The sequence below is a fragment of the Methylobacterium sp. WL103 genome (genome assembly GCF_008039885.1).
Taxonomy (GTDB): domain Bacteria; phylum Pseudomonadota; class Alphaproteobacteria; order Rhizobiales; family Beijerinckiaceae; genus Methylobacterium; species Methylobacterium cerastii.
Genome location: NZ_VRUX01000221.1, coordinates 1 through 6,576 on the forward strand (window position 1 = coordinate 1; position 6,576 = coordinate 6,576).

A 6,576-nucleotide genomic window follows, 5' to 3' on the forward strand; every position below is an offset into this window, starting at 1 on the left:
CCGAACCGCACCGCGACCCGGCGCGCCTCCTCCGGACCGTCCACCGGGATCAGGCAGGCGAACTCCTCGCCGCCGAGGCGCCCGAACACCCGCTCCGTTGGCAGCAGGGCCCGTCCCAGGGCGCAGAACGCCACCAGCACCCCGTCGCCGACCGCATGGCCGTAGGTGTCGTTCACGCGCTTGAAGTGGTCGAGGTCGAACAGCAGCAGCGCAGCCGGCAATGGCCGCGCCAGCAGCGCCTCGGCCTCCTGCACGAAGGCGCGGCGGTTGGCGATGCCGGTGAGCGGATCGATCGACGCGGCGAGCCGTTGCGACCGCTCGGCCCGCTCCTTCGTCAGCGCCATGAACGTGAAGGCGATGGCGATCGTGAACAGCATCGCGGCAAAGCACAGGATCGCCACCCAGGGCGATTGCAGGGCGTCAGGTCCCGTCGGAAGCGGAGCGATCAGCGCCGCGGGAATCCGGATGGCGTAGCAGAGCCCGTAGGCGCAGAGCAGGACCATCGCCGGATAGCGCGACACCAGCCGTTCCGCGCGCCCGCGCCAGATTTCGTAGGCGCTCGCCCCGCAGAAGCCGGCGGCGATGGACGAGGCCAGGACGACCCGCGCCGCGATCGACTCGTAGAAGCCCGGCACGAGGCAGGCCACCGCGAAGACACCGCCGCCAAGTACCGGGAGGGCGAGGCGCAGCGTCCGCCCCTCGAAAGCCCGCACGCCGCTCCAGATCAGCCCGTACACCGCGATCATGACGGCGTTGGCGACGCCGATCGAGACCCAATCGGGGATCATGCCGCGCAACGCCAGCCCGCCGGACGCGACGGCGCCGCCGAGGTGCGCGACGCCCCAGATCGCAAGCGCGCGCGTCCCGCGCGCCTGCACCCAGGACAGCAGGAACAGCACGCCCACGAGGAACGTGAGGACGAACGTCACCAACAGGAGGGTCGGGATGTCGAGACGCATGGACGGCTTGCTGTATCCCGCAGATCACTCCGAGGTCGGGACTGCCTCTGCACCCCTGCGTCCCGAGATTTTCAACATTGTTATTCGAGGTGATAAATAATGCCTAAAGCTTCTGCCACGACGACATAAAACCTAGTGGACTTATCATAGGTTAGGCATTTTTGTCTTCAACCTCTTGCTCGGCTCTCTCGGTCGCGCATCCTCGCGACAGCCCAGGCTTTGATACCTTACCCGTCGCCGCGCTTGTTGCCGGCGGCCTCCAACGGCGTGATCCGCAACGCGGTGATGCGGTTCTTGGACTTGCGCAGGACCTGGAAGCGGAAGCCGTGGAAGTTGAACGCGGTTCCCTGGTCGGGAATGGCGCGCGCCTCGTGGATGACGAGGCCGGCGATGGTGGTCGCCTCCTCGTCCGGCAGGTGCCAGTCCATCGCCCGGTTGAGGTCGCGGATGGGGACGCCGCCGTCGGCGTTGACCGAGCCGTCGCCCTGCGGCCGCACGCCCGAGACCGTGACGTCGTGCTCGTCGGCGATGTCGCCGACGATCTCCTCGAGGATGTCCTCCAGGGTGATCAGGCCCATCACCTCGCCGTACTCGTCGACGACGAGGGCGAAGTGGGTCTTCTTCGAGAGGAAGGCCTTGAGCTGGTCGCGCAGGCTCGTGGTGTCGGGCACGAACCAGGTCTCGAGCGCCAGCGCCTCGACCTTGAGGCCGGAGGCGTCGCCGCCGGCGGCGTCCAGCGCCCGGAGCAGGTCCTTGGCGTGCAGCACGCCGACGACGTTCTCGGTGGTGCCGCGCCACAGCGGCATCCGGGTGTAGGGCGAGGCCAGCACCTCGCGCACGATCTCCTCGGAGGGCAGGTCGGCGTTGATGATCCGCATCTTGGTGCGGTGGACCATCACCTCGGAGACGGAGAGGTCGGAGAGGTCGAGCAGGCCGCCGAGCATGTCGCGCTCGGCCTTGGCCACGCCGCCTTCCCGGTGCAGCAGCGCCACCTGCCCGCGGATCTCCTCGGTCGCCGAAAGGATCGACTGGTGGTCGCCGATGGTGACGCCGAACGGACGCAGCATCAGCCGCACCAGGCTCTCGATCGCGATCGCGGGCGGCCCCATCACCGCCACCGCGAAGGCGACGGGGCGGGCCATCAGCAGGGCGGCCTTGTCCGGCTTCGAGATGGCGAGGGTCTTCGGCAGCACCTCGGCGAAGACGATGACCAGCACCGACATGCCGACGGTGGCGTAGATCACGCCGCTCTTGCCGAAGATCGCGGTCAGCACGCTCGTCATGAAGGCCGAGGCGCCGATGGCGACGATGTTGTAGCCGATCAGCATCGCGCCGATGAAGCGCTCGCGGATCGCCAGGATGCGGTTGACGATGCCGGCCCGGGCGTCGCCCGCCTCCTCCAGCGTGTGCATCCGCGCGCGGGAGGCGGCGGTGAAGGCGGTCTCCGCGCCGGCGAAGAAGGCCGAGAGCAGCAGCGAGATCACGACGATGCTCGCGGCCAGCCAGAGGTCGGTGTGGGTTTCCATGGGGCCGTGTTTTCAAGCCTGTGCCGTGGCGGCAGGCTCGGGATCGAGGCGCGACGGCGACATCCCTCATAGGGGATTCGGCGCCGGATTTCCCTATCCTCGGAAGCACACGGTCAGGGATGGGCCGCCGCGGTCGCAAGGCGCGTCGTGCGCTGCGGCAGCGCCCGCGCGGCGATGCAGGCGAAGGTCGCGACGCCGAGGAGGAAGCCGAACGAGATGCCCGTCGAGGCCATCGCCAGACGCAGCAAGGCGGTCAGCGGCACGGCGAGCATCAGCGCCCACTCGTGGCGGCGCAGCCCGCCCGCGCGGTGGGCGGCGAGCGCGAGGAGGATCGTCGCCGGGACCAGCGGGGCGAGGTCGTAGACGGGCACGTAGGGCGAGACCATCGGCGCCGCGGCGAGCAGCGTCGCCGCGCGTAAGCCCACGGCGCCGTCGGCGGCCCATATACGCCAGGCCAAGCCCAGCGCCGCGAGGCCGGCGGCGACCTGCACCGCCCAGGCCGCCGCGAAGGAGCCGCCGGCCAGCCGGACCGCGCCGAAGGCGCTGGCGTTGATGTCGAGCCCGGCGCCGGCCTCGCGCAGGATGATGCGGTTGGTCTCCGACAGGGTCGCGAGGAAGCTCTGCCAGGGCGCGACCCCGAACAAGGCCACGGATGCGAGGCAGAGCGCCAACGCAGTGGCGAGGCAGGCTGCGAGGGCGTGCCGGCGGCCCGTCACCAGCAGGAGGAACGGCGCCAGCGCCGCGAGCTGAGGCTTGTAGGCGACCAAACCGAAGCAGCATCCGGCGAGCCACGGCCGCCGGTCGACCAGCACGGCGCCGAGTGTCAGCAGTCCGGCGGTGACGAGACCGTTCTGGCCGTAGGTGAGGTTGCAGAGCAAGAGCGGGTGGGCGAGCCCGAGCAGCACCGCGTCGCGCCGCCCGGTCGCCACCAGGAGCGCGCCTGAGAAGACCGCCAGCGAGAGGGTGATCCAGGCGAGGAACGCGCCCTGCGGCGACAGCAGCGCGAGCGGCGAGGCCACCAGCAGGAACACCGGCGGATAATGCCACGCGAACCGGCAGTCCGGCCCGAACGCGGCGGCGAGGTTCTGCAGGTGCGTCGGCAGCTCGTAGGCTTCGGTCGCACGCCCGCTCAGCGCCGTCCGGCCGACGACCCAGACCTGGGCGAGGTCGCTGCCCATCACGTCTCCGAGCCAGTTGTGGCGCGGATCGGGGCCGGTGCCGCAGGCGAGGTAGGCGATCGCCAGAACCGTCGGCACGAGAAACGCGGCAGCCAGCCGCGCGAAGCGCAGCAGCCCGGCTTCGTCGGCGAGCCGCGCGCGCAAATCGTCCCCGATCCGCGCGATGCGGGCGGCGACCAGCCGTGACGGGTACATGGGTGGACCAAACCTGCGCGAGCCTTAGAGCCGCGAGAATAGGCGTGGCGCGTTCCGCGGCCGTTAACGGCGGTGCGGATGATTCGAGGCTGCGGCCGCCGCTCCCTCTCACAGCCTCATCCGGAGGTGGAGGGTGGGAGGATCGATGCTTCCTCCTACCGGCTCAACCGTGGCCGCGTCACGCCCCCCCCAGCTCGTCCTGCAGGAACGCCCGCACCGCGTTCGTCTCGATCCCCGGGGCGATGAAGCTCTGCCCGATGCCGCGGGCGAGGATGAAGGTCAGCGCGCCGTCCTTCACCTTCTTGTCCTGGGCCATGGCGTCGAGCAGCGCGTCGGCGTCGCCGCAGCCCCCGGGCACGGCCTGGAGCGTGGTCGGCAGGCCGGCGAGCGCGAGGTGGTTGGCGACGCGGCCGGCATCCTGGCCGGGGCACAGGCCGAGGCGGGCCGAGAAGCGGAAGGCCAGCGCCAAGCCGATCGCGACACCCTCGCCGTGGACGAGGCGGGCGGATTCGTAGCCCGTGAGGCGCTCCAGCGCGTGGCCGAAGGTGTGGCCGAGGTTCAAGAGCGCGCGCTCGCCGTCCTCGCGCTCGTCGCGGACCACGACGCCGGCCTTGGCGCGGCAGCAGATCGCCACCGCCTCGTCGCGCTCCGGGCCGCCGGAGAAGATTCCGCGCCAGTTGGCCTCGCACCAGTCGAAGAAGCCGGCGTCGGCGATGAGGCCGTACTTGGCGACCTCGGCGTAGCCCGCCCGCATCTCGCGCTCCGAGAGCGTGTCGAGGGTGGCCGTGTCGGCCAGCACGAGGCGGGGCTGGTGGAACGCGCCGATCAGGTTCTTGCCGAGCGGCGCGTTGATCCCGGTCTTGCCGCCGACCGAGGAATCGACCTGGGCGAGCAGGCTCGTCGGCACCTGCACGAAGCGCACGCCGCGCCGCAGGGTCGCCGCGGCGAAGCCCGCGAGGTCGCCGACCACCCCGCCGCCGAGCGCCACCACGAGGTCGCCGCGCTCGACCTTGTGCGTCAGCAGGCCGTCGCAGACCGCGGCATAGGTCGCGTAGGATTTCGAGGCCTCGCCCGGCGCCACCGCGACGAGGCCCGAGCGCAGGCCCGCATCCTCCAGGCTCGCGCGCAAGGCGTCGCCGTAGAGCGACGCCACGGTCTCGTCGCTGACGATCACCGCCGCCTTGCCGCCCAAAGCCGCGACGCGGGCGCCGGCGCCGGCGATCAGGCCGCGGCCGATCAGGATGTCGTAGTCGCGCCCCTGGTCGAGGGGGACGTGGACGGTGAGCGGGTCGGTCATGCGGGGTTCACTGCGCGGCGACCGCGCGGCTCTCGTCGGGCGGGTTGAGGTAGGCGTCGAGGGCGTCGAGCACGTCCTGCACGACGCGGTCGTGGGCGACGTCGCGGGACAGCGCGGTCACGTCGGAGCCGGCGTAGACCGGATGGCGCAGGTCCATCAGGTCGCGCATGGTCCGCTCCGGGTCCTCGGTCTGGAGCAGCGGGCGGTTGCCGCGCTTGCGCACGCGCCGCATCAAGACGTCGAGCTCGGCCTTCAGCCAGACCGAGACGCCCGATTCCGCGATCCGCGCCCGGGTCGTCTCGCGCATGAACGCGCCGCCGCCGGTGGCCAGCACCAGCGGCCCCGCCCGCAGCAGGCGCGAGATCACCCGCTCCTCGCCGTCGCGAAAACTCGGCTCGCCGTAGATCGCGAAGATGTCGGGGATGGTCAGCCCGGCGGCCGCCTCGATCTCGATGTCGGCGTCCTTGAAGATCAGGCCCAGGCGACTCGCCAGGCGTCGGCCGACGGTGCTCTTGCCCGCCCCCATCAGGCCGACGAGCACGATCGAGCGCGAGCCGAGGGCCCGGCGCAGGCGCGCTTCGATCGGATCGCCCGTCGGCTCGGGCGTGGTCATCTGAAGGGGCTCGGCATAGCTGGCAACGGACGGGCGGATCGGCGGGTGCGGGCGCGCAGGCGGCGAAGCCCCGGGTCATATACCAAGTCCGAGGGGTTATCACCCATGCGGCCCGCCTCTCTGTCCCCCTGCCCCCCGGTATCTCGGGGCAGGCGCGTTCGCCGCGTGGTCTCGGCGAATCGCGCGCGCGCTGTGTCTCCGCGGGCCTTGCCAGCGTCGCGGCGGCGTGGTGCAACCCGAGGTGCCGCAGCGCAAAACACGCACCGTTCCCGCTGCGCCCCACGTACCCTTGCGTCCGCGTGCCCCGAGGTTCGCCCCCTGTGCCGACCCTGTTTCGTTTCTTCGCCACCCTCGCGATCCTGGCAGGCCTCGTCTTCGCCGGCATGTTCGCGCTCGCGACCTTCGTGACGCCGACGCCGCGGGAGATGAGCGTCGCCATCCCCGCCTCGAAGCTCCAGCCGGGCGCTCGGTGAAGCGGGCGCGCCCGCCCGAGCCCGAACCGCCCACGCCTCCCGAGATCGCGGCCTACCTGGACATGCTGGCCGCCGAGCGCGGGGCCGCGAAGAACACCCTCGAGGCCTACCGGCGCGACCTCGACGACTATTTCGGCTACCTGGCCGACGAAGGTCTCGACCTCGCCGAGATCGAGGCGGCGGGCCTTCGCGCCTACGTGGCCTCCCTCGAGCCGCGGGGCCTGAAGCCGGCGTCGGCCGCGCGCCGGCTGTCCTGCATCCGCGGCTTCCACAAGTTCCTCTACGCCGAGGGCATGGCCGAATCCGACCCGAGCGCGCCGCTCGCCGGCCCGCGC

Annotated in this window: 7 protein-coding genes; 2 read left to right on the forward strand and 5 right to left on the reverse strand. The window is 71.4% G+C overall.

Translation table 11 applies throughout. The features are described 5' to 3' along the window. The 5 genes from FV222_RS14280 to FV222_RS14300 all read right to left on the reverse strand — a co-directional run. Positions 1–959, reverse strand: a 959-nt coding sequence (locus tag FV222_RS14280) for a GGDEF domain-containing protein (protein WP_147814782.1), incomplete at its 3' end; no start/stop codon positions are given. Between the two features lie 227 nt (positions 960–1,186). Beyond that, a complete protein-coding gene (locus tag FV222_RS14285) occupies positions 1,187–2,485 on the reverse strand; it encodes an HlyC/CorC family transporter (protein WP_147761956.1) in 1,299 nt (432 codons plus the stop codon). Positions 2,486–2,598: 113 nt separating this feature from the next. Continuing rightward, positions 2,599–3,858 carry a glycosyltransferase family 87 protein gene (locus FV222_RS14290; protein ID WP_147761955.1) on the reverse strand — a complete coding sequence of 420 codons (1,260 nt, stop codon included), beginning with the start codon at positions 3,856–3,858 and terminating at the stop codon, positions 2,599–2,601. A 178-nt stretch (positions 3,859–4,036) separates the two neighbouring features. Further along, positions 4,037–5,155, reverse strand: coding sequence for a 3-dehydroquinate synthase (gene aroB / locus FV222_RS14295; protein WP_147761954.1), 1,119 nt, complete (start codon positions 5,153–5,155; stop codon positions 4,037–4,039). Between the two features lie 7 nt (positions 5,156–5,162). Next, positions 5,163–5,768: a shikimate kinase gene (locus FV222_RS14300; protein WP_147752335.1), complete on the reverse strand. Its 606-nt coding sequence runs from the start codon at positions 5,766–5,768 to the stop codon at positions 5,163–5,165. A gap of 320 nt (positions 5,769–6,088) precedes the next feature. On the opposite strand from FV222_RS14300, the gene FV222_RS14305 reads away from it, so the two are divergent. Both FV222_RS14305 and FV222_RS14310 read left to right on the forward strand, forming a co-directional pair. Beyond that, positions 6,089–6,241 (forward strand): histidine kinase, encoded by a 153-nt coding sequence (locus FV222_RS14305; protein ID WP_147752334.1) that lies wholly within the window; start codon positions 6,089–6,091, stop codon positions 6,239–6,241. Continuing rightward, positions 6,238–6,576 (forward strand): site-specific integrase (locus tag FV222_RS14310; protein WP_281406887.1); only part of this gene is annotated, 339 nt, incomplete at its 3' end. The genes FV222_RS14305 and FV222_RS14310, both read left to right, overlap by 4 nt.